The sequence below is a fragment of the Legionella qingyii genome, assembly GCF_003184185.1.
Map to the genome: position 1 here is coordinate 1 of NZ_QHJG01000082.1, position 1,514 is coordinate 1,514.

The window sequence follows — 1,514 nt, forward strand, 5'->3', positions numbered from 1 at the left end:
CTCTTTCTACTCAATACTTAAGAAAAGTGATTGGTTTTTAAACTTTGATGAAATCGCCCTGCTATTATTACAATTTTTCATATCATTTAATATTAAGTTAATTTAATTGCTATATAATTAAGTTAACTCATGAATTAATCATTATGTAAAATGTTTAGCAACTCCGAACTAAAAATCATCATAACCTTTATGTATGTTAACGCTGAATTTTTTGCGGCGCCTTTTTTAGATCGTGATGAGTTTTCCTCTTGGGCTAGTCAAAACGAAGATGCAATAAATTTTTCAACCAAATTACATGAGGCACTACAAACCTCCAAACCCATTTGTTTCTATGATATTAATTGGCTGAAACAATATATATTAGCTATAGTCGGAGCATCTGAACGAATAACAGGCGAATTTAAAAAAACACGTTGTCTGTTATCCGGTCATGTTGCCCATCTATATAAAGTTCTGAAGGCCAATCCTAATTTGGCCTCGACGATTAAAAGCCAGATGAGTAGCAATTTTTTTGATAACTGGTACAACACTCAACCTCCGCGAATAAATACGGTAAGAGCGAAACACCTAAAAAGGTTTGAATTGTTAACTAGTAAAATGGACCATGACTTTGAACTGTATCAAGAAAAAAAATTAGAAGATATAAAATCTATTTTACCAGCAGGATTTTTTCTTAGTTACGATTCTAATGGGTATGTTACCAGCTATTATAAAGCTGGCTTTCAAAGATCTACAGAAGAAATAATAGAAAACAGCGGTGATAGTGATGTATCTGAGTTGAAATTACTGATCGATAAATTCAATCACGCACAGAGTGTAAGACAAACTTTAAGAAATTCAGAGGTAAATGCGTTAACCCGACTTAATCAGTTTTCCGATAAAATTCACGATAAAAATTTTATTAAAAATTTTACCGCCGATAACGATTCTGATGAAACAAGAATATTAAAGACTGTAGCTTATGCTTTCACAACACTAGTGTTTGGACTAGGACTTTATCTATCATATAAAAATAAAGGTACTTGCAAATTCTGGACATCAGGCGAAGAAGAATTATTAGAATCCACTACAGAAAATTTGGAAATGCAAATCAACCATATGAGTAATCCAAAATTTTGGCGAAAATAAGCTGACTCCGCTTATTCAATTCATCAATCATATAGATAACCCCCAAGTAATACAAAATAAGTAACCTCGATTTTCCAATTTAAGTTTATAAAATACCTGCTTTAAAAATTATATTCTTAATATAAAACAGCTTTTATAACAAAAAATTAAAAAAAATAGGCTAACAGACTTGACATCTTCCCCTTAAAAAGACAAAATCACGCGTCTTGTGGCTATGTAGCTCAGCCGGTTAGAGCGCGGCACTCATAATGCTGAGGTCGGTGGTTCGAGTCCACCCATAGCCACCACTCAATCAATAAATTACCATTAAATCCCAAATAAAAACGGCTCTTCCCCAAATCAGGGGGCACTAATCAAGAACACAAAACTTTAACCCTTAACCTATA

Annotated in this window: 1 protein-coding gene and 1 tRNA gene; both read left to right on the forward strand. The window is 33.0% G+C overall.

The genetic code is table 11. From position 1 onward, the window contains the following. Positions 1-189 precede the first annotated feature (189 nt). On the forward strand, positions 190-1,128 hold the full coding sequence (locus DGG96_RS20550) for a hypothetical protein (RefSeq protein ID WP_199739271.1): 939 nt from the start codon (positions 190-192) through the stop codon (positions 1,126-1,128). 210 nt (positions 1,129-1,338) lie between these two features. Further along, positions 1,339-1,415, forward strand: a tRNA-Met gene (locus tag DGG96_RS20555). Positions 1,416-1,514: the final 99 nt, after the last annotated feature.

What these genes read in the sequence shown, in the direction of transcription:
- DGG96_RS20550 (WP_199739271.1), top strand. Translation starts at nt 190, where the DNA reads ATGTATGTTAACGCTGAATTTTTTGCGGCGCCTTTTTTAGATCGTGAT.